This is a genomic window from Thermomicrobiales bacterium, from assembly GCA_041390825.1.
Taxonomy (GTDB): domain Bacteria; phylum Chloroflexota; class Chloroflexia; order Thermomicrobiales; family UBA6265; genus JAMLHN01.
Map to the genome: position 1 here is coordinate 156,010 of JAWKPF010000006.1, position 18,300 is coordinate 174,309.

Sequence of the window (18,300 nt, forward strand, 5' to 3'; positions counted from 1 at the left end):
CGCGCCACTCTAGGTCCAGATCCCTGCGTGATTCGTTCTTAACAGCGCGGATCCCATGGAGTGCAACCAAGCAGCGAATCGATAAAGAGGCTGGCTGGCCCGAATTCGGCGGGGTAGCCGTCGGGGCCGAGTGGATCGGACTCGAAACCGTAACCGGAGCTCTCCAGCACATCGACATCCAGAATCTTGGCGATGTAGGTCAGGGTTGCGTCGCCGGCATCGTATACCGGATCGGTCAACTCGAGAATCACCACGTCGGCGCCGCTTTCGGTATCGATCACCAGAGCAGCATTGGGCGGATCATCGGACGAGAAGTCGAGTAGCTCGAGAAACCGCTCGGTCGAGACCGATCCCGCGATGCGCGCCGGACGATCGGAAAAGAAAACGGTCTGCGCCGGCGCTCCCTGCAGCGTCAGCATCCAGCTTTGGACGCCGTCCGTGGCCTGATCGAGCATGCCGGATGTAAAGCCCGACTGCACGAAGAGATACGCGGTTTCATCCCCAGCCGCGGAAGGGGTGCCTTCATCATGAGCAGCCACGCCATGGGTAGCCAACGCGAAGCCGCCGAAACCCGCCAAGGCAGCGGCGGCAAGCGCGGTGCGGCGGGACAGCCGCGAGTTCGGAGCAGAAAGTTCGAATGCCATTGTGAGCTCCATTCGGTACGCAACGAAAACGGGCGACGCTCGATCGCGCCGCCCTCCATCTTACCGGGATCTCTGCACCAATCCGCTGCGGTGTTGAAAGAACGCAGTCGCCTCCCCGCGGTCATTCTGAGCGAAGCGAAGAATCTCGCGCGTTGGCGTTGCCCAAAGTCCGCTCTCTGCTCTCCGTAGCCGCAGCCCTCCGTGGCTGCCCCGCCAACCCTCGATGAACAAGACCCGTCAGTCTGCCGCGATGGTGCTCAGCTTGACCGGGTAGCCGTGCGCGGTGCGGCCCACGTTGCCTTCGAAGTCGTAGGTGGTCTTGAACCGCTCGTGCTGACCGGTGGCGTGCGGCTTGGTGCGCGCCAGCAGCTCGCGCTTCTGCTCGTCGGTCATCGGCTCGAAACTCGTCGCGATGGCCAGGTTCTGCTGCATGACCTCGATGCTGTCCATACCGGAAACCACCGTCGCCACCGGCAGGCTCATGGCATAGCCCAGGGCCTCGGCCGGGGTGATCGTGGTGTCGAGCCCGAAAATATCGCCCGAAGCGAACGATTTCATGCCGATGACCGCGATCCCCTGTTCCTGGCAGATCGGGAGAATCTCCTGCTCGAAGCTCTTGTAGTGCGCGTCCAGCACGTTGAGCGGCATTTGCACCGCATCGAACGGGAACCCCTGCGAGAGCATGCGCTTGTGAATGGCCGGGTCCTTGTGACCGGTGAAGCCGATGTAGCGCACCAGCCCCTTCTCCTTCGCCTTCAGCAACGCCTCGGCCGATCCGCCCGGGGCGAAGATCCAATCGACATCGTCCTCCCAAACGACCTCATGGATCTGCCAGAGATCGAGATAGTCGGTCTGCAACCGGCGCAGACTATCTTCCAGCTTCCACATGGAATGGTTCGCCTTGCGATCGTGGGCGCAATCCTTGGTCATCAGGAAAGCGTCCTTGCGCCGGCCGTCCATAGCCAGCGCCTTGCCCATGCGCCGTTCCGACTCGCCGTCGTTGTACTCCCAGGCGTTGTCCATGAAGGTCGCGCCGGCATCCATGCACTCGTGCACGATTCGGATCGCCGTTTCCTCCGAGCACCGTGGCAACGCCAGATGCGCGCCGCCAACGCAGAGCAAACTCACCTGCTCGTCATACGTCCCGAATTGCCGCGTAGGAACCGAACCCGCCATCCGAACCCTCCCGTCCGTCGCCATGAGGTATCGCTGCCTGCACAATACCCGGCTCGATCGTTCGATGCAATTCGAGGGCGGCCCGCTGCCAGTCATCCTTGGGCATACTACCGAATCTGGGCCGCGCCCCGAGGCGTTTTCGTACTTCAAACATGAAAGCGGGCATCCTGTAGCATGGCGACATCGAAACGCACCTGGACCCAGCGGCTGAAAAACTGGTCGATTGTCATCGGGCTACTGCTACTTTGTCTTCTCTTCGGCATCTATGTCTGGTTCAACAAGGAAGCAAGCCCGGTCCAACCGGGCAGTTTCTACACCCCACCTGATCCATTGCCCGCCGGCGTGGCCGGCGACGTGATTCGCAGCGAAACGATCACCCGCGGTCTGCCCACGGGCGCCCAGGCCTGGCGCGTCCTCTACCTTTCCAACGATCTGAACGATCAGCCGATCGCGGTTTCCGGCTTGGTTGTCGCGCCCACCGCGAAATCGGAGACACCACGCCAGATTGTGGCCATCGCGCGGGGCACCCAGGGAATCTACCCCTATTGCGGCACCAGCCAGCTACCGGACGCGCTGACGCATATCGACTTGCTGCAAACCATGATCGACCAGGGTTTCGTAGTCGCTGTCACTGACTATCCTGGCATCGGCACCCCAGGCATCAGCCCGTATCTCGTTGGCAAGGTGGAAGGGCAAACCGTGCTCGATTCTGTGCGCGCCGCCCGCAATCTGGTGCCTGAGGCCGGCGCCGACTTCGCCATCGTCGGCGCGTCCCAGGGCGGGCATTCGGCTATGTTCGCCTCGCAACTGGCGCCGGCATACGCCCCGGAGTTGACCCTTAAAGGTACCGTTACCCAGGCGGGCGCCTTCGACCTGGAGGGGATTCTCGAAGCCCGCAGCGCCGATCGCGTCGGCGGTATCCTCTTCCCCTTCGTCTTCTACGCTTGGAGCAATGCCTACGCCATTCCGCTCGACGGGGTCATCGAGCCCAGCGAGGTCGAAGTGGCGGAACGGCTTTCCAAGGCATGTATCACCTCCCCGCTGGGATACCTGAGAATCCGCCACATCCCCACCGGCGGCGAACTGTTGGCCATCGACCCCACCACCACCGAGCCATGGAGCACCCTGATCGAGGAAAACACTCCCACCGGACCGGTCGATGCCCCACTCCTGCTCGTACATGGCACCGCCGATCAGGTCATTCCTTTCCAGGGAAGCGTGGACGAGGCCGCCCGTCGCTGCGCTGAAGGGGAAGACGTCACCTTCCTGCAATACCTGGACACAACGCACGATTCTCAACCCCAATCGATGCTGACCGTGCTCGGCTGGGTGGTCGATCGTTTCGCGGATAAGCCCTCGACCTCCAACTGCGCCAACCGGCCTCCGCCGGGAACGGGATCTTGAGCCCTTAGCGAGTATCCTCCTGCCGCCTGCTTCATCAGCGAATCTTTAGAATCGACTCCTACAATCGAGGCTCGACCGTTCGCATCCCCACCCCGCCCGACCGAGCCGATGTTCGAAACGCGACCTATACCTATCGTCCCTGGCGTCTCCCGGAAAGCGCGTCTCTCCCAGCTGTGGGGTGTGGGTGTGCTGATTGGCATGACGCTGCTCTTTGCCGTCTACCTCTGGTCCTCGCGTGAATCCACCGCAGTGCGGCCGGTGGATGTCGTCACCCTCCAGTCACCCGCGCATGCCGGCAGCAGCACCATCCAGATCGTGCCCTATCGGCAGGAGTTCGCGCCTGACTGTCCCCTGGACACCCCCTCCAGCGGCTTTTGTCTGGTGATCGTCGACAGCCCAACCCCAACCCCCGGCTCCATGACCTTCACCTAACCCGCAACCGGCTACACTTCCCCCAGCGGGACGACCTTCGTATCCGTCGTCCGCGCAAACTGTTATGTCGATTTTGCTACGCTTCTTCACCCTGATCACCATTGCCGCCGCGGGTTTCGCGTTGCCCATGAGCTGCGCGCAAACCTCCGCTGCCGCACCGGTGACCATCGACATCCCGGCGGTCCAGCATATCGACGTTGCCACGCCGGAACCGCCGCTCGAGCACATCGGCGCGACGCTCGCCCAACACCTGAGCGAAACCCTGCCGCTCGACTGCGGCGACGGCGCCACGCCCAGCGCCAGCGAACACCCCGCCACCTTCGACACCCAGCCGTTCGTACCCGGCTATCTGGTCTCCACCATTCAATTGGATGAGGAAGCAACCGATTTCTTCGCCCCGCCACCGGCGCTCATCCAGATCGACAGCCGCGCCGGTCCGCCCGACGCTCCACCGCCCAAATCCATCGACTGATCGCGCGGTTCCTGCGCGATCGAGCCGCCCAACCGCTCCCCCGGGAGTGGCTTCGTGACGTTTCTCGTTCGATGGAGAATCAAAACCAATGGCAACATCCAGCAAACAAAAACGCAAAACCCGCGCCCAGGTGCGCGCCGAAGCCGAGGCGTCCCGCCGACGCCGGATCGCGCTCATTGCCGGCGCGGTGGCGCTGGCCGTGCTCGTGGCTGGCGCGCTGATCTGGACCAATCGCGACGCCAGCGATCTGCCCACCCTGCAGGTGGCCGAAGCCGCCGCGCTGGAGGGCATTCCAACCGACGGCCGCGTGATCGGCAATCCGGACGCGCCGGTTCATCTGGTCGAATATGGCGACTACCAATGCCCCGCCTGCGCCAGTTTCAATACCCAGGTCTTCCCTGAGCTGCTCTCGACCTATATCGCCACCGGGCAGGTGAGCTTCGAATTCCGCGATCTCGCCTTCCTGGGCGCCGATTCGGTCACCGCCGCGCAAGCCGCCGCCTGCTCGATCGAGCAAGACGGCTACTGGCCGTATCACGAAACCATCTACGCCAATCACTATGGCGAGAATCTCGGCAACCTGAGCGAATCCCGCCTGCTGAAGATGGCCGAACTTTCCGGGCTCGACCGCGACGAGATCGAATCGTGCCTCGACGACGGCGCCACCTCCGCCGAGGTGCAGGCGATGCATCAGGAAGCCACCGGGCTCGGTATCGACAGCACGCCGTCCTTTGTCATGAATGGCGAGGTCGTCCCCTGGCAGGGATGGGACGCGCTGAAGCAGACGCTCGATGCAGCCCTCGCGAACCAATAGCCGCCTGACCGTGGTCTCGCTCGCCCTGGCGTTGGGCGGGATCGCGGTCTCTGCCTATCTCACCCTGGTGCACTACCGGGACGATCTGCTGGTCTGCGCGGTGGGCGGCTGCCACACCGTGCAGAAAAGCCCCTATGCCGAACTGGAGGGCGTGCCCGTCGCCCTCCTCGGCCTCGGCATGTTCGTCGTCATGACCGTCCTCTTCCTCCTTCGCCGGGCCAAACCCGAGTGGGCCGGAAACATCACCCTCGCCACCTTCGCGCTGGCGCTGGCCGGCGCGGTCTTCGCCATCTATCTCACCTATCTGGAACTCTTCGTCATCGACGCCATCTGCCAGTGGTGCGTGCTGACCGCCATCATCATCTGGGCGATGCTGGTCGTGGAGGCAAAACTGGTATTCGACACCTCGTCGGACGATCAATCCCTATCGGACGATCTTCCGGACGACGAACAACCGCCCGACGATACGACGGTGAATATCCAGAACTCGGCTGGCTCCTGACTGGTGACGGTAGTGGACAGCGTGGAGTCTGGCGGAGCGGCCACCGCGAATCCCGGCTCGATGGCGGCAAACGACCGTTCGTCCTGCCATTGCCGCACCGCATCGGTTTGCAGCAGGTCGCGCTTCTGGCTCCGCACGTCGATCGCGCCAGAGGTCGGCAAGATGAGCTCGTAGCCAGCGGTTTGGTGCTCAGGCAGGCGCTGGCCTGGCGCCATGACCGCGAAGCCGATCGACACATCGAGACAATCCGCCCCGGAGACGAAGTGCTGGCTCTGCCCAGCAACCGAGACGACGACGCCCGGCGCCAACTGGCGCGGCTGGTTCGCGGTGGAGTCGACCGTGGGTTGTTCGATGGGAGCCGTGGACAGTGTGAGGATTCTCCCAGGCGCATCAGTTTCATTGGAAATCGAGACCGCTCGATCCGCGGCGATCAGCATCGATTCCCCTGCCTCGAGCGTACGTTCCTCCCCGTCGTAGCGCACGGAGAATCGCCCACGATCTCCCACGACCAGCGTGTCGGTGGTGAATGCCGTTTGCTCGCTCGCATATGCGTCGAAGTCATGACGGCTCAGCTTGATCGTTTGCATTCCGGCGCTGGCGCCCCGGAGCACAACCGGCTCCAGGGACCGCAATGTGGTCCCGGCGTCCTCCAACACGATGCGTCCTACGATCCATTCATCCCGCAAATACAGCAGTTCCCGCTGCAAACGCTCGACAGGTGGCAGCGGAATGGCGCCAAACTCCCCCGGCTCCGCATCCACCACCTGCACGACTGCCAGTACCCACCCGCGATCGCTCGTCATGCGGATCGGAGTGAACTGCCGGTGCGGAAAGGTGCGCGCTTCCTCGACCGCCGCGCGCATGAAGTCCGCTCGGGTCAAGGTTCGCTCGATATCCAGCCGCTGATCGGTAAACTCGGGCGCGAGCAAAGTACCGAGCCGGTCATCTGACGGATCCTGACCGAGCGCGTCCAACGCCTCGTAGAAACGCTCCGCCGTGCGCTGCTGTGCTTCCCATCGGGGTCCTGTGTCGTCGCTCGACTGCATCCCGGCCAGATAGCCACCGGCAAGTCCCACGAGCAGGACCAGCACCACAATCACCAGCGCTCCCAACCGAACCATCATGACGCTCGCTTTCCGGTCGAACGGACAAGGCTATCGCCCGCGAGGCGCGTGCAACGACGCCCGTTCATCCAGAGGTTTTTCAGAGTCAGCGAGATTGCTGATCGGCGGCAAGCTCCCGCTGCCAGGTTCCGCGACGGTTGCTTCCAGCCGCGGGTAATCGATTGCGAATTTCTGGAACCGATTCATACCCCAATCGGTTGCATAGACATTCCCGAGCCCATCGAGCGCAACGCCCGTCGTCCCATCGAACTGGCCGAGTTCGGCCCCGCCGGAACCCACCCGCTCCAGCAACGTTCCATTCGGGTCGTAGATGCTGAACGAGCCACCGAAGGCATTGATCTGCGCGACGAAGAGATTGCCATCTTCGTCCACCGCGATGCCGTTGATGCGGTAGTCCTCGCGGGTGAGTGCGATCGTCGTCCAGGCGCCATCGGCTTCCAAACGATCGACTTCCTGGGTGTCTCCATCAACAACATGGAGACGGCCATGATCGTCGACCGCGATGCCATTGATGCTCAGGAACGTCCCGGCTTCGAACGGGTCGTCACCGACCGGTTTCCCAAGGGTTTCCTGATATTGGCCATTCGCGTCGAACCGCTGCACATCGAGCCGGAGCCGATCCCCGACAAAGATGTCGCCATTCGGCGCAACCGCAACATCGCTCGGGAACAGGAACGCTCCCGCTCCACGCCCTTCTGAACCGACGATCAGGTCGGGTTGCGCGCCGCTCGCCGGGTACGCATAACTCGTGCCTGCCGCGCGGATCGTGCAACAGGCGTTCGCCATCCACCCGAACGCGCTCGCCGGAAATCGCTGTACCCGGAAGTTGGCCGCGTCCACAACATAGAGCGCCCCAGAAGCATCGAACGCGATGTCGCACGCGTTGCCGAGCGGAACATAGCCATCCATCTCCGCGGTCTCTTCGCCGAAATCGAACTGCCCCGGCTCGGAACCGTGTGACCCGAACTCCCGCAGGAAGTTCCCTTCGGCATCGAAGATCTGCAGCCGGTCGTTGGCCGTATCGCACACCCAGACCTCGCCGGATGGGGAGACCGCGATACCAGTTGGATTCTTCAACGCGTTCGGACCGCCCGAGCTCTTCCAAAGCGCGGTAACGGGACCCTCCGTTGCTGACGCTGTCTCAGCCAGCGGAGCATTCAGGATCGAGGGAGCCTCTCCTCCGATGGCATAGACGGAACCTGCACGGGTGGCGATGAACAACCGCTCACTGGTAACCGCGGGCGCTCCCTGAGCGACTTCATCCAGCGGAAGGGTCCACTGCACATCACCCGTTGCCAACTCGACTGCCGTCAGCGTGCGGTCCTTGCCGGTCAAGTAGATGCTGCCCGCACCCGTGGACATGTCCCCGGTCAAATCACCAAGCTGCTGGTTGACCCACACAACTTCCAGCGTATCTGGGTCATATGCAATGACCATCTGCTCGGTACTCGCAATCAGCAAATCGTCTACAAACGCGAGGATCGGAGTCACTGTGGGATAACTTTCGAAACCGGTAACGTTCACGGGACCGGTCGCGCCGGTTTCCCCATCCACGAGCAGCACACCACCCGCGACCGAAACCACCACTGCGTCGCCATCGACCAGCGGACTTCCGAACAGGCCGGGACCGGGATCGACCGCCCAAAGTTCCGCGCCGTCCGCTGTTGCCAGCGCGCGCAACATGCCGCCCGGCGTGGCGACGAATATCCGCCCCGAGCGCTCGTCGATCGCAAATGCCGGCGCGTCGGCAAACGGATCCGTGGCCCAGCGATCCGCTCCAGTCTCGAGATCGAGCGACCGCAACTGGTTGCCATCATCGACCAGGAAGATCGCGCCATCGACGATCGTTGGATCGGAGACCGCGACGAGATCATCCCGCTGCCAAATCGTTGCGCCTGTCTGCGCATCGAGCCCGAACAAGCTTGCCGTGGTCCCCACCACCACGATGCCCTCCCCGATTGCGGCACTTCCCGTGATCGGTTTGCGCAGATTCACGTCCCATCGCTGCATTCCCGTTTCGGCATCGAGGGCATACATGTGATGCTCCCGATTGCCAATGAACACCGCGCCGTCGGCCACGACTGGAACGCCGTCGATGCGCCCATCGGTTTCGACCCGCCACTGCACATTCGGTTCGGCAATCGCCGGCGCGTCCGGATTGCTGTTGGTCTTGCCGGGACCGCCCCCGGACATCGTCCATCGCTGAGCGCCAGGCGACGGAGCGCCATCGTTGCGCCGATCCAGAAAAAGAATCGCGCTGACGGCTGCGATCGCCAGCAACGCGGCCACCGCCGCCGCGAAGCTGCCCCAACGCCAACGCCTGGACTTCGGCCGCGTTTCGGACCGAACGGGCATCGGCACAATGGATGGCGCAACTGGCGCGGTTGGCTGCGCCGCTGCGGGAATCACCGATTCCGGCTGTTCGCTCTCCAGTAACCGCGCCCAGAGATCGTCCAGGAAGCCCGGCGCCGGTTCGGGCGCTGACGTCTGCGCGATCATTCGCCGGACCGATTCCATTTCAGAAGTCTCGCGACGCGTAGGCTGCTGGCCGGTGACGAGATCGTTCCAGAACGCATCCAGGTCGAGTTCCAGTTGCGGCGTCGCGCGATCAGACATCGCTCGTCCCTCCTCGGTCCGGAGCGTCCTGCAAGACCGCCTGCAGTTGCAGCACGGCGCGACGCTGATTGGTCCGCACCCATGCGGGCGAGCGATCGAGGATCTGGGCAATCTCCGGGCTGGTCAGCCCGGCGAGCCGCAGCTCGATGATCCGGCGCCGCGCCTCCGGAAGGTTCGCGATCGCCTGGCTGAGACGGGCCGCTTCATCGAGCTGAATGACCTGGGTGTCCGGCCCGGGAGCCGTATCGACCATCTCGGTCACGTAGGGAAACGCGCTGGGCAGCCGATTCGCCCGGTGGAAATCGACGATGACGCGCTCGGCAATGCGAAACAACCACGCCGGCACCGATCCCCCCTGGAATCCTGCCCGGCCCCGAAACGCCTGCTGAAAGGTTTGGCTCGTGGCATCCTCGGCATTTTCGACACTCCGCAGCCGGCGATAACAGTAGGCATGCACCTGCGGCGCCCAGGCACGATAGACGGCTTCGAAGGTATCGACCTCGACGATCGACCCCGCCGTCCGCATCGCCTCCGAGCTGTGCAGCTTCTCGGTCATCAGCGTTTCGCCTGTGAACACACCGGACCCCACGAATGCCTGGGACTCAATGCTTCTCGCTCTACAAACGTGGGAATTCGCAGAGTGTGACAGGTCCGCGCCCACCATGTCGGGTCATGTCAGATTCGGCGCGCCACCAGCTTCGGGCCGTACCATTGCGATTGCGGTCACGTGACCGCATCCATGGAGGCACGCAAAATGGCTATCGAGAAACGAAACGACGTCTATCCCAACGAAGGCGAACGCAAGTACGGCGACGTCCAATTCGCCGATCCCACCAACAAGAAGTACCCCATCGACACCGAAGAACACGTCCGCGCCGCCTGGAGCTATATCCACATGCCCCGCAACGCCGACGAGTACAGCACCAAAGACCTGGAAACCATCAAGAACCGCATCCGCCACGCCGCCGAGAGCTACGGCATCCACCTCGAGCCGGAATAGCCCCCGTCGTCCCGACCGGAGCCCGCAGGCGGAGTGGAAGGACCTCTTGCTCTTCCAGGACCCGGTCTTCCTCCACCATGGAGCGGCAAGAACATGACCACGCTATCGAAGCAACGTCCCTTCAGGACTGGACGATGGGCAAAGCACGCTCAGTCCCGGAGGGACTTCGCTCTGTGAGCCCGGGGTTTCGACTCCGGGTGGGGCGTCGGATCGGCTCACTCCCCGGGTCGACCCGCTGCCTCCACCTATCCCCCGTTGACGACCCCACCATTCCCCCGCATACTCACGCAACCGAACCAACCCAACCCCACGCACCCGCGGAGTCGTGCCCACTCATGGCAACCGAATTCAAAGACATCGAATCCCGCCTCTGGAAGGTGGCCGACACCCTGCGCGCCAACTCCGGCCTCCGTTCCTCCGAATATTCCACTCCCGTCCTCGGCCTCATCTTCCTCAAATACGCCGACACCCTCTCCGCCTACGACGACCTAATCGAAAACAACACCCGCTGCGTTACCATCCTCGAGGAAATGGCCCAGCGCCTCTACCGCGAATGGTTCGTCCACTTCCGCTACCCCGGCCACGAATCGGTCCCCTCGTCGAAAGCGAGCTGGGCTTGATCCCGGAGGGGTGGGAAGTCAAGCCGCTGGGAGACCTAGTAAAGACACAATACGGCTACACAACATCGGCAACGGAGAAACCAGTCGGGCCCAAGTTCTTGAGGGGGATGGATCAGCAAGTCGACGTTCATCGACTGGGATCGCGTCCCGTACCGCAAAATCGATCCCCAGCAACTTCCAAAAGTATCCTCAAGCGAGGTGACATCGTGCTAATCCGTATGGCAGATCCGGGTGCTGGGATAACGAGAAGGACACCAACGCGGTCTTAGCCTCGTACCTGGTTCGCTTGCAGATTGGATTGTCTCATATTTGCCGCCGTACTACTTGTTTTACTTCTCTTGCTTTCTGATCGCCATCAGGATTACATCGGCGGAGCCAGCTCCGGAACAACACGCCAAAGTGCGAGCGGCCGTTTTAACGGGATTAGCGATCACCATTCCATCTCCTGACATACTCAATCGCTTTCTGAGGAGGCGTGCTACTCTCCGAGCCATTTTGAAAACACTCGAGATCAACGCGACAATAGAGAAGACCCGCCGATTGCACCTGGCTAGGCTGTTCACTCCTTGAACGACCCCCTCGTGGTTGACAAAACAGGATGCATATCCGAATATTGTGGACACGTACGTAATTGTCAACCGAGGTGAATCGTGAACGAGATCGCAATCCAAAGGCTGTTGAGGAATACGTCACGCTCGACCTGATAGCCGCTATTCGAGCCTCCATTGAGTCCTCGTACTGGCAGCGGACGCATTCGTGGCGCAGTATTCTGAAGAACCTTATTGGAAGACAGTATTGGCCCCAAGCCCGCCGGGCGTTCAGAAGCCAACTGGCCGGGCTTGTGACGAAGGCCCCCAAGATATCACAACGGAGCTGAGTATGAACTCAAATCCGGTCTGCCGTGCCATTCTTCGGCAAGGCTTGGACCTTTCGTTCTCGTTCAATGCACTACGCGCGGCGCAGACTCCCAAGGCGCGCTTCTTCGTGAAACGCTCGCCCAAAGCTCACAGCTGCTCTCATTCTTCCCAGAATCTGGTCCGTCATTACTTCCTAACGAATTGGACCGATTTTTGGGATCGTCACGCATCACCCTAGCCGCCAGGATCCATTTCGTGCAGCCTATCTGGATCTCCACATCCCGACCCGGAATGCAGGTAGCGAACTTGCTGTTTCACGACCTGTTGCTTAGAGAGAATATGTTACTCGATCAACAATTGGGTTGTGGTTGCTTCCGGGAGCCTACCTTCGGGCTACGACTGAGAAGATTCAGCGAGGAAATCTGGTTGATGTCCACTGGCGTAAATGGGTTTTCGAGCCACAGACTTCAGCAAGCGCGGGCACTACGGAAGTAGAGAGCCAAACGCACGGGCTACCTTGACCGGCTTGAGCCCAGAGATGATTTCTTCGATATGAGCGAGATCGGTTTTTCCAACTGCTGATTCACTTCTCATGCTTTCCGGGTTGCGCTGCGGATGCCACCGATTTCTTCCTTCAGATCCGATTCAAAGCGGAAAGCAATCTCCGGTCTTTCGGTCGATGGTGAGCACGCTGGACACAATAGCGCGACAGGTCAGGTGCGTATCTTGAGCTGTTGGAAGAATTCACGGTCGCGGTTGACTCGATCGTGGAGCAAGCAGATTGCACGATCCCGTCTTGGAATGAGTTAGGCAAGTTGGATGTACTGTCCCCCTGGCAATCGAAGACGCTGCTAGCAAGACGTGAGGCAACACTTTTCGGTTGGGATCAACTATTCCCGAATTTATGAACCTGCTTGAGGCAGAGGAGTCTCACAGACAGCTATTCTTGGCTGACCGCGAATTAGATGGGCTCTCGCAATGGAATGGCGACAGAGCGTACGTTGTCCTTAACAATAGCAAGTCTGCCGCTCGCTCAAGGTCTGATCTGAGTGCATGAGCTTGGCCATTTGTGCTCCATCGCCATGTGGAACAGGTATATGTGCGTGATCGAGAGTCATTCAAGAAGTTAGAACAATGTGTCACATTTGCTGCTGGAGCTTTATTGCTTCCGGCTGAAGAGTTTGCTAATGATGTTTGGAGTGGGACACTTGAGGAGTTCGCTTCCACCCAAGAGCAAGTGGCAGGTGTCAGCGCAAGCGATGTTCGACGGGCGCACGATTTAGAATTGTGACCGAAGAACACTATCTTCGATTGCAGAAGGCAATCTCGATACCGGAAGTGGCGTGCAGGAGCCGCTGAGGATGTGGTCTGGCGAGAACGCCCGTCGCTGCTTTCGCAGGCAGTTCAGGTTGTAGTTGCAGCAGATGCGAAACGGGAGGGAGCGAATCCTGGAGTCTCATTCTGTTTGGCCCGGAGATACTCGACTCTGACCAAGCATAGACGCCAGCGTCTTCCCGCCTGAGTGGAACTGGATAGTGGTGCCATTGCGTTCAGGCCAGTGTAATAGACATCCCGTGTCTCACTTCAGAAAGTAGAAAGCCTCCGAGCAGTCGCTCACCTATTCCGAAAACACCCTCGTCGAACAACCAGCCATCGAGTTTCTTCGCCGCCCTCGGATGGCAGACCCAAATCCACTGCGGAGACAGAGTCAAATCTGGAAGCGGTCTGCCATTTCAAGGAGTTTGAGCCCATGGTTTCAACCTTGGGTTCCCTGATTCCAGAATGTGCGTCAACAGGAGAAAGCCATCGCCGGCTCTGTGGGACGGCGAAAGATCTACTTCTGCACGGTAGATGAGACTTCGACAAGTATGAATTGGTCTATGCTCACGGTCAATCTGACCTTCCGGGGCGTAGTCCCGGGACGAAATGTCTGACTACTCCGAAAACACCCTGATCGAGCAACCGACTATCGCGCTTCGCCGACCTCTGATGGCAGGCCCAGTCCTGCTTGGACGAACTCTGCGGGCCCACCAATCCTCGGCCGCGAAACCTGCAACGATGCCGTCCTGACCACCTTTCGGCTGTACTTACCCACTGAGATCCAACTCGATCATCCTGCAGCTCGACGGGCAAGTCGCGCATCGTTGCGTCATGAACGAAGCAGACCTTCTCCAACTCGCCGCCGGCGGCGAATCCGAAGCATTGGAATTCAAGGCGTCCACGGCCGAACTAGATTCCGGGTTGCAGTCCGTCTGCGGAGTCCTGAACACCGGATCGCCCGGGTTCGTCTTCTTCGGCATTACCGATGGCGGCGATGTTCGCGGGCAGGAGGTCGGAGACCAACACTTGAACGTGTCGCAAATGGTGTTCGCCGCATCGAGCCAATGACGGATATCAGCATCGATACGGTGAGTCTGGAGAACGGTCGCGCTGTTGTGATAGTCGCGTGCCCAGCGTCAGTGCGCACGCATACCTTCGGCGGTGTTCCCTACCAGCGTCTGGGCAAGACCACCTCGCGCATGCCCTCGGACCTCTATCGACAGCGGATCATCGACGAAGCGCACCGTTCCGATAGTTGGGAAAGCCGGCCAGCCGCCGGTTTCACACTCGCTGACCTCGATCATCGCCAGATCGTCATGACGGTCGAAGAGGCGATCCGACGGCAACGGCTGTCAGATCCACTCACGCGTGATATCGAACCGCTCCTTCTTGGCCTGGGTCTGCTGAAGGATGGACGCATTCTCAATGCTGCGATGGTGTTGTTTGGCAAAGAAGATCGCCTTCGTGTCTCGTATCCGCAATGCCTGCTTCGCCTGGCGCGTTTTCGAGGCACGACGAAAAGCGAGTTCCTGGACAATCGGCAGTTCGTTGGAAACGCCTTCGACGTGTTCGCTCGGGCGCAACAATTCTGGATCGATCATCTGCCGGTCGCGGGCCGCATCGTTCCGAATCTCATCGAACGAATCGACGAACCGCTCTATCCCACCGCGGCGCTCCGTGAGGCAATGGCGAATGCAATCTGCCACCGCGACTATGCCGCCATCGGGGGAGGCATCGATCTGGCGATCTACGACGACCGCCTGGAAATCACCAGCACCGGACCGCTGCGGTTTGGCATAGCGATCGACGATCTCCTGGCGCCGCACCAGTCGCGCAGTTGGAATCCAGTGATTGCGCATGTCTTTACCGGCAGGGAATCATCGAATCGTTGGGCAGTGGAACCCTGCGCATGATCGATGGCTGAACCAATCGGCCGGTCTGCCCCGCCTGAGTTCGTTTCCACTCCCACATTCCTTCACGGTTCGGATTCCGCCCAACCGCGTCTCGCGCGCCAAGCCGCGTCGATACGGACTTGTCCCCTCTCTTCAACAAGCCATTCTGGAACACACTTGCGGAGCATGGGCCGATACCTTTGCGGGAACTCATGGATCTGCTGTTGACGAAAACCTTCCGCGCCGCGTACTGTGCAGACAACCGCAGATACTGAAGATGTTGGGACTCGTCTATAACGCAGGAAAGCAAGAGCATCTCGGTGGTTGTTAACGGGAACGGTTCGGGGCCGGCAATCCGTCCACTGCTCGCGGTCGATCAAATCTGTTCGAGACACGCTCGCTCCGGTTACCAATCCGTGTGATTCCGTGTGATTCCGTGTGATTCCGTGTGATTCCGCAGATCTCGCAGTGAGATGGTGTGAGATTCGGTGTCAATCCGTGTGATTCCGCGTCGAACTCACTCCAAATCCAATACTATCCTGGAGCGACAGAACCGCACAGGAACAAAGGTCCCGGGGTGCAAACCGACTATTCCGAAAACACCCTCGTCGAACAACCAGCCATCGCCCTCTTCGCCGACCTCGGATGGCAGACCCAGTCCTGCTTCGACGAGCTCTGCGGACCCGCCAACCCGCTCGGCCGCGAAACCCGGCACGATGTCGTCCTGGCCACCCGCCTCCGATCCGCCCTTACCCGACTCAACCCCAACCTCCCGACCGCCGCCATCGACCAGGCCGTCACCGAGCTCTCCCAGGACCGTTCCGCCAACCACCCCGTCCACGCCAACCACGACCTCTGGAATCTCCTGCGCGATAGCGTCAAGGTCACCGTTCCCGATTCCCAGGGCCGCGAGCGCGTCGAGATCGTCCGCGTCATCGACTGGGACCGCCCCGCCAACAACGATTTCTTCCTCGCCTCCCAGATGTGAGTTGCTGGCGATCCCTATACCAAACGTCCCGATCTCATCGGTTTCGTCAACGGTCTCCCCCTCGTCCTCGTCGAGCTCAAAGCGCTCACCAAACCCGCCAAAGACGCCTACGACGACAACTTGCGCGACTACAAGACCACCATCCCCCAGCTCTTCTGGCACAACGCCATCGTCATCCTCTCCAACGGTCACGAATCCCGCATCGGAACGACGACCTCCGAATGGGAGCACTTCTGCGCCGAATAGCGTCGCGCCCGCCAGCCAGACGGTCCTCGCATCAGGTGAGACTCGAATAGGCGCAGACATCGTGACCCTGACTCTCGGAAAACTCGCACACGGCATAGGCGTCGACGCCACAACAGTCGCCGTTCACGGCGCATGGCTCGCCTATGGTCCGGCATGGGTCATCGAAACAATTTCCATGGACGCATCTGGTGCCCGTTCCGCAGCAGTTCTTTCCGCACGGGATTTCGCCAGTCGAGCAGCAAATTTCCTCACTGGAACAGGTGCCGTAGCAGCAGGCGTTGTCGCAGCAGGTCGCTTGGCCATCGGGACAGCAATCAGGGCCGCATTTCGTATCGCCGTCGGGGCAGACGCAGGCGCTTCCGTCCCAAGTCTGATTGCCGGGACATTTGACCGGTTTGGGAGTTGGGGTGGGCCGGCGAGCGGCATCGGCCTCTGGCGCTCGCCCGCCGAGCGCGGCAATTCCGCCCAGTCCCAGCGCGATCTTGATTGCGGAGCGGCGTGATTGCCCGCTCGCAAGCGCCTGGGTGAATCGATCGAATTGGGAATCTTCCATGCAGAGCATTCCATTCATCGAGATTGGCAGTCGAGACAACTGAGAAACGTGGGTGTGTGGTCGTTACGATGAGTGTATCAGCCGCGTGAGGAGCCAATGAGCTCGCCGGGCACAGTCATCCTGAGCGAAGGATCGAAGGATCTCCCTCGTCTCCCACCCGCCGTCATCCTGAGCGAAGTCGAAGGATCTCTCGTCCCCCACCCCGTCATCCTGAGCGAAGTCGAAGGATCTCTCGTCCCCCCACCCCGTCATCCTGAGCGAAGTCGAAGGATCTCTCATCTTTCAGGACCACACTCCCCGACAGAAGCCCAACCCCTCCGCAGCGAAGGGCCTCCGTGCCCTCCCGTCTCCACCCCTAGTGCAAAAATCCGCCCCAAACCCCCTTGACAAATAAGAACAGATGTTCTACTATCATGGATAAGCAGCACGTTTGGCAACGAGCGCGGGCCTGGGCAGCAACGGATCGTGCCCGGGCTGGTTACCGTCACACTCGGTGCTGGATCCCGGCTCTCCCGAGCGTCATGGTCGATCCCACCGCCATTTCGAGTCACAAGTTGTCAGTCGTCAGTCCCTCGGATCAGTCGAAGGTGCCATCTTTACACTCGCCATGTAGTCACAAATGTGGTCACATCAAGAGGAGCACTCCGATGACATCGGTCGGCGTTCGTGAGTTGAAAGAACACACCAGCGAGATCGTGCGTCGCGTCCGGGACAATGGCGAAACCATCGACATTACCTATCGCGGCGAGGTTGTGGCGACCCTTGTGCCCAAGCAGAAACGCTCTCAGGGGGAGAGCGATGCCTTTTGGGAGCGACTGGACAAGCTTCGACAAAACCTTGCCGCACAGATGGGTCCGGATCCGATCGATGTGGTGGAGCTTCTGAACGTGGAGCGCATGGAAATCTCGCCGGACGACGAGGATCTCGCCATCGCCGGGCGTTCGTGATCGTTGTCGATACGAGTATCTGGCTTGCGGGGGTGCTCCCCGCAGATGTCCATTTTCGCGAGACCCAGCCGTTCATGGATCTCGTGCGCTTCGGTGATGTTCGCTTGCACGTTCCTGCGCATTTTCCGGCCGAATTCGCTGGGGTGCTTTCGAGAATTGGGCGCCAGAGCAGGTCATTGCCGACATTCTCGAGATGATATCTTCGATCCAGCTGTTCACTCTTCATTCGATTTCGTTGCCCCTGGGACTGCTGGCTGCCGACATCGCGCGGCATGCCAGCATTCGCGGTTCGGATGCCGTCTTTCTGGCGCTCGCAGCAACGCTCGATCTGCCGCTGGTCACCTGGGACAAGCAACAACGGGAGCGCGGTAGGTTGTTCTGCCGTACCATGACGCCGGTCGAAGCGATGGAGATGGCGGAATGACACACCCAATCCGGTTTGGCATCGTCTGCGGACAGCGGGCGAGCTTCGCGGAGCTTTCCTACCGAATCGTCACCACCGAGCAAACCGGGTGGGACAGTTTCGATGTGGTCGATCACTTCTATGGGCTCTTCGATGTGCGCGAGCCGACCCACGAGGCCTACACCATGCTGGCGGCGCTCGCTCCCCAGACAGGAGCCGAGGTTGGCTGGGGTGATGAATAATGAGGGAACACCTATCGCAATCCGGTCTTTCTCCTGAAGCTTCCAGGC

The 18,300-nt window shown here is 60.8% G+C and carries 19 protein-coding genes; 12 read left to right on the top strand and 7 right to left on the bottom strand.

Features of this window, described 5'->3' with window-relative positions:
• Positions 1–38: 38 nt before the first annotated feature.
• The gene (locus R2855_03150) at positions 39–644 is read right to left on the bottom strand and encodes a hypothetical protein (GenBank protein ID MEZ4530004.1); all 606 of its coding nucleotides are present in this window, start codon (positions 642–644) and stop codon (positions 39–41) included.
• A gap of 237 nt (positions 645–881) precedes the next feature.
• Positions 882–1,820, bottom strand: coding sequence for an aldo/keto reductase (locus tag R2855_03155; GenBank protein ID MEZ4530005.1), 939 nt, complete (start codon positions 1,818–1,820; stop codon positions 882–884).
• A 174-nt stretch (positions 1,821–1,994) separates the two neighbouring features.
• On the opposite strand from R2855_03155, the gene R2855_03160 reads away from it, so the two are divergent.
• The 5 genes from R2855_03160 to R2855_03180 all read left to right on the top strand — a co-directional run bounded on the left by R2855_03160 (position 1,995) and on the right by R2855_03180 (position 5,444).
• Positions 1,995–3,224, top strand: a complete 1,230-nt coding sequence (locus tag R2855_03160; GenBank protein ID MEZ4530006.1) for a lipase family protein — start codon at positions 1,995–1,997, stop codon at positions 3,222–3,224.
• A gap of 108 nt (positions 3,225–3,332) precedes the next feature.
• On the top strand, positions 3,333–3,656 hold the full coding sequence (locus R2855_03165; GenBank protein ID MEZ4530007.1) for a hypothetical protein: 324 nt from the start codon (positions 3,333–3,335) through the stop codon (positions 3,654–3,656).
• A 64-nt stretch (positions 3,657–3,720) separates the two neighbouring features.
• Positions 3,721–4,128 (top strand): hypothetical protein, encoded by a 408-nt coding sequence (locus R2855_03170; protein MEZ4530008.1) that lies wholly within the window; start codon positions 3,721–3,723, stop codon positions 4,126–4,128.
• Between the two features lie 88 nt (positions 4,129–4,216).
• The gene (locus R2855_03175) at positions 4,217–4,942 is read left to right on the top strand and encodes a DsbA family protein (protein ID MEZ4530009.1); all 726 of its coding nucleotides are present in this window, start codon (positions 4,217–4,219) and stop codon (positions 4,940–4,942) included.
• A complete protein-coding gene (locus R2855_03180; GenBank protein MEZ4530010.1) occupies positions 4,920–5,444 on the top strand; it encodes a vitamin K epoxide reductase family protein in 525 nt (174 codons plus the stop codon). The genes R2855_03175 and R2855_03180 overlap by 23 nt, the downstream gene beginning before the upstream one ends.
• Here the strand turns inward: R2855_03180 and R2855_03185 are convergent.
• The 3 genes from R2855_03185 to R2855_03195 are packed head-to-tail and all read right to left on the bottom strand — an operon-like array spanning position 5,360 to position 9,740.
• Positions 5,360–6,568, bottom strand: a complete 1,209-nt coding sequence (locus tag R2855_03185; protein MEZ4530011.1) for a hypothetical protein — start codon at positions 6,566–6,568, stop codon at positions 5,360–5,362. The two genes, R2855_03180 and R2855_03185, sit on opposite strands and share 85 nt — an antisense overlap.
• Before the next feature lie 30 nt (positions 6,569–6,598).
• Positions 6,599–9,184, bottom strand: coding sequence for a PQQ-binding-like beta-propeller repeat protein (locus R2855_03190; protein MEZ4530012.1), 2,586 nt, complete (start codon positions 9,182–9,184; stop codon positions 6,599–6,601).
• On the bottom strand, positions 9,177–9,740 hold the full coding sequence (locus R2855_03195; GenBank protein MEZ4530013.1) for a sigma-70 family RNA polymerase sigma factor: 564 nt from the start codon (positions 9,738–9,740) through the stop codon (positions 9,177–9,179). The genes R2855_03190 and R2855_03195 overlap by 8 nt, the downstream gene beginning before the upstream one ends.
• Before the next feature lie 198 nt (positions 9,741–9,938).
• Between R2855_03195 and R2855_03200 the strand changes: the two genes are divergently transcribed.
• The 4 genes from R2855_03200 to R2855_03215 all read left to right on the top strand — a co-directional run bounded on the left by R2855_03200 (position 9,939) and on the right by R2855_03215 (position 14,894).
• Positions 9,939–10,184 (top strand): DUF6582 domain-containing protein, encoded by a 246-nt coding sequence (locus R2855_03200; GenBank protein MEZ4530014.1) that lies wholly within the window; start codon positions 9,939–9,941, stop codon positions 10,182–10,184.
• 335 nt (positions 10,185–10,519) lie between these two features.
• Positions 10,520–10,804 carry a type I restriction-modification system subunit M N-terminal domain-containing protein gene (locus R2855_03205; GenBank protein ID MEZ4530015.1) on the top strand — a complete coding sequence of 95 codons (285 nt, stop codon included), beginning with the start codon at positions 10,520–10,522 and terminating at the stop codon, positions 10,802–10,804.
• A 3,008-nt stretch (positions 10,805–13,812) separates the two neighbouring features.
• Positions 13,813–14,049 (top strand): putative DNA binding domain-containing protein, encoded by a 237-nt coding sequence (locus R2855_03210; GenBank protein ID MEZ4530016.1) that lies wholly within the window; start codon positions 13,813–13,815, stop codon positions 14,047–14,049.
• Positions 14,046–14,894, top strand: coding sequence for an ATP-binding protein (locus tag R2855_03215; GenBank protein MEZ4530017.1), 849 nt, complete (start codon positions 14,046–14,048; stop codon positions 14,892–14,894). The genes R2855_03210 and R2855_03215 overlap by 4 nt, the downstream gene beginning before the upstream one ends.
• 496 nt (positions 14,895–15,390) lie before the next feature.
• Here the strand turns inward: R2855_03215 and R2855_03220 are convergent, their stop codons facing one another.
• Both R2855_03220 and R2855_03225 read right to left on the bottom strand, forming a co-directional pair.
• The gene (locus tag R2855_03220; protein ID MEZ4530018.1) at positions 15,391–16,167 is read right to left on the bottom strand and encodes a hypothetical protein; all 777 of its coding nucleotides are present in this window, start codon (positions 16,165–16,167) and stop codon (positions 15,391–15,393) included.
• Complete coding sequence (locus R2855_03225) at positions 16,139–16,660, bottom strand: hypothetical protein (protein ID MEZ4530019.1); 522 nt, start codon at positions 16,658–16,660, stop codon at positions 16,139–16,141. Before R2855_03225 ends, R2855_03220 begins: the two co-directional genes overlap by 29 nt.
• Positions 16,661–17,307: 647 nt before the next feature.
• Between R2855_03225 and R2855_03230 the strand changes: the two genes are divergently transcribed.
• The 3 genes from R2855_03230 to R2855_03240 all read left to right on the top strand — a co-directional run bounded on the left by R2855_03230 (position 17,308) and on the right by R2855_03240 (position 18,252).
• The gene (locus R2855_03230) at positions 17,308–17,607 is read left to right on the top strand and encodes a type II toxin-antitoxin system prevent-host-death family antitoxin (protein MEZ4530020.1); all 300 of its coding nucleotides are present in this window, start codon (positions 17,308–17,310) and stop codon (positions 17,605–17,607) included.
• Positions 17,608–17,800: 193 nt separating this feature from the next.
• Positions 17,801–18,031: a hypothetical protein gene (locus tag R2855_03235; protein MEZ4530021.1), complete on the top strand. Its 231-nt coding sequence runs from the start codon at positions 17,801–17,803 to the stop codon at positions 18,029–18,031.
• Positions 18,028–18,252 carry a hypothetical protein gene (locus tag R2855_03240; protein MEZ4530022.1) on the top strand — a complete coding sequence of 75 codons (225 nt, stop codon included), beginning with the start codon at positions 18,028–18,030 and terminating at the stop codon, positions 18,250–18,252. Before R2855_03235 ends, R2855_03240 begins: the two co-directional genes overlap by 4 nt.
• Positions 18,253–18,300: the final 48 nt, after the last annotated feature.

Coding starts and splice junctions, on each gene's coding strand:
- R2855_03150 (MEZ4530004.1), bottom strand. CDS start 644: ATGGCATTCGAACTTTCTGCTCCGAACTCGCGGCTGTCCCGCCGCACC.
- R2855_03155 (MEZ4530005.1), bottom strand. CDS start 1,820: ATGGCGGGTTCGGTTCCTACGCGGCAATTCGGGACGTATGACGAGCAG.
- R2855_03160 (MEZ4530006.1), top strand. CDS start 1,995: ATGGCGACATCGAAACGCACCTGGACCCAGCGGCTGAAAAACTGGTCG.
- R2855_03165 (MEZ4530007.1), top strand. CDS start 3,333: ATGTTCGAAACGCGACCTATACCTATCGTCCCTGGCGTCTCCCGGAAA.
- R2855_03170 (MEZ4530008.1), top strand. CDS start 3,721: ATGTCGATTTTGCTACGCTTCTTCACCCTGATCACCATTGCCGCCGCG.
- R2855_03175 (MEZ4530009.1), top strand. CDS start 4,217: ATGGCAACATCCAGCAAACAAAAACGCAAAACCCGCGCCCAGGTGCGC.
- R2855_03180 (MEZ4530010.1), top strand. CDS start 4,920: ATGCAGCCCTCGCGAACCAATAGCCGCCTGACCGTGGTCTCGCTCGCC.
- R2855_03185 (MEZ4530011.1), bottom strand. CDS start 6,568: ATGATGGTTCGGTTGGGAGCGCTGGTGATTGTGGTGCTGGTCCTGCTC.
- R2855_03190 (MEZ4530012.1), bottom strand. CDS start 9,184: ATGTCTGATCGCGCGACGCCGCAACTGGAACTCGACCTGGATGCGTTC.
- R2855_03195 (MEZ4530013.1), bottom strand. CDS start 9,740: ATGACCGAGAAGCTGCACAGCTCGGAGGCGATGCGGACGGCGGGGTCG.
- R2855_03200 (MEZ4530014.1), top strand. CDS start 9,939: ATGGCTATCGAGAAACGAAACGACGTCTATCCCAACGAAGGCGAACGC.
- R2855_03205 (MEZ4530015.1), top strand. CDS start 10,520: ATGGCAACCGAATTCAAAGACATCGAATCCCGCCTCTGGAAGGTGGCC.
- R2855_03210 (MEZ4530016.1), top strand. CDS start 13,813: ATGAACGAAGCAGACCTTCTCCAACTCGCCGCCGGCGGCGAATCCGAA.
- R2855_03215 (MEZ4530017.1), top strand. CDS start 14,046: ATGACGGATATCAGCATCGATACGGTGAGTCTGGAGAACGGTCGCGCT.
- R2855_03220 (MEZ4530018.1), bottom strand. CDS start 16,167: ATGTCTGCGCCTATTCGAGTCTCACCTGATGCGAGGACCGTCTGGCTG.
- R2855_03225 (MEZ4530019.1), bottom strand. CDS start 16,660: ATGGAAGATTCCCAATTCGATCGATTCACCCAGGCGCTTGCGAGCGGG.
- R2855_03230 (MEZ4530020.1), top strand. CDS start 17,308: ATGACATCGGTCGGCGTTCGTGAGTTGAAAGAACACACCAGCGAGATC.
- R2855_03235 (MEZ4530021.1), top strand. CDS start 17,801: ATGATATCTTCGATCCAGCTGTTCACTCTTCATTCGATTTCGTTGCCC.
- R2855_03240 (MEZ4530022.1), top strand. CDS start 18,028: ATGACACACCCAATCCGGTTTGGCATCGTCTGCGGACAGCGGGCGAGC.